General features: G+C 64.4%; 1 protein-coding gene. It reads right to left on the bottom strand.

The window, feature by feature from the left end:
- Nucleotides 1-1,679: putative Ig domain-containing protein (locus BS630_RS25890; RefSeq protein ID WP_143529514.1), on the bottom strand; the 1,679-nt coding region annotated here is incomplete at both ends.

Below are 1,679 nucleotides of genomic sequence, written 5' to 3'. Positions count from 1 at the left end.
TTGCTCGCCACGTAAGCGCCGGTGGTGTGGTAGGACGCGATATAGGTGGTATTGGCGGCGATGGTGACAGGCGTTGTGAAGTTCACCGTCTGCCAGCCGCTTGCCGTGGTGTTGGAGAAGGTGGCGGTGGCAAGCTTGGTGCCTGTCGTGGTCCACAGATCGACGACGTTCTGTCCGTTGTCGTTGGCGCTGCGGTAGAACTTGATGGCGGTAATATCACCGACAACGTTCGACTGGAACTTGACGCCGACCTCGAGCTGCTGACCGTCGTTGAGGTTCGTCTGGGCCGGTGTGCTGGAGGCGTTAAACAGGCTGTAGGTCGCGGGCGCCACTGTCGCAGTGATATTGAAGGTCTCGTTGGCGGCAAGGCCGCCGAGGTCGGTTGCCGTCACCCTGACGCCGTAGGTGCCTGATGTCGTCGGCGTGCCGCTGAACGTCCGCGTTGTGGCGTTGAAGGCGAGCCAGGCAGGCAGCGCCGTGCCGTCGGCCGCCGTTGCCGCATAGGTGAGGGTCTCGCCGCTGTCGACATCGGTGAAGGTCGTCGTCGGCAGCGTGAACGAGAAGGCAGAGCCGACGGTAGCGTTCTGGGCGGCCGTCTGGACCGCCAGCACCGGCGCGTCATTGGCGCCATGGATGGTGACGGTCAGGTTTGCCGTGGCGGTGGCACCGGCGGTGTCGCGCATCGTATAGCTGAAGACATCGCTCAGCGTATTGGTCGACTGCCGCAGCGCCTGCACGGCGGCATTGCTCTCGTTGACGGCATAGCTATAGACGCCCGATGCGCTGAGCACGAGACTGCCATAGGTGCCGTTCAGTGCCGTGCCGAGCGTGCCTGATGTAGCGCCGAAGCGGATCGCCGTGACCGCCTTGGTATCACCGGCATCCGCATCGGTGTCGTTGGTCAGCACGTTGCCGCTGGCGACCACGCCGCCCGAACCGTTGGCCACACCACCCTTCTCGGTCGCATCCCCCGCATCGGCAACTGCCGTCGGCGTCGTGTTGCCTGATGTCGACACGGCGATGTTGAAGGTTTCGTTGGCGGTGAGGCCGCCAAGGTCGGTTGCCGTCACCCTGACGCCATAGGTCCCTGATGTCGTCGCCGTTCCGGAGAAGGTCCTCGTCGAGGCATTGAAGCTCAGCCAGGCAGGCAGCGCCGTGCCGTCGGCAGACGTTGCCGCATAGGCCAGCGTCTCGCCACTGTCGACATCGGTGAAGGTCGTCGTCGGCAGCGTGAAGGAGAAGGCAGAGCCGACGATAGCGTTCTGGCTAGCCGTCTGGACCGCCAGCACCGGCGCGTCGTTGGCGCCGTGGATGGTGACGGTGAGATTGGCCGTGGCTGTCGCGCCGGCGGTGTCACGCATCGTATAGCTGAAGACATCGTTCAGCGTGTTGGTCGACTGCCGCAGCGCCTGCACGGCGGCATTGCTCTCGTTGACGGCATAGCTATAGACGCCCGATGCACTGAGCACGAGACTGCCATAGGTGCCATTCAGCGCCGTGCCGAGCGTACCTGATGTAGCGCCGAAGCGGATCGCCGTCACCGCCTTGGTGTCACCGGCATCCGCATCGGTGTCGTTGGTCAGCACGTTGCCGCTGGCAACCACACCGCCCGAACCATTGGCCACGCCACCCTTCTCGGTCGCATTCCCCGCATCGGCAACTGCCGTCGGCGTCGTGTT

Source organism: Rhizobium laguerreae (assembly GCF_002008165.1).
Lineage (GTDB): Bacteria > Pseudomonadota > Alphaproteobacteria > Rhizobiales > Rhizobiaceae > Rhizobium > Rhizobium laguerreae.
Note: the sequence above shows the minus strand (reverse complement) of the source record. Positions and strands in the feature narration are given on the sequence as shown.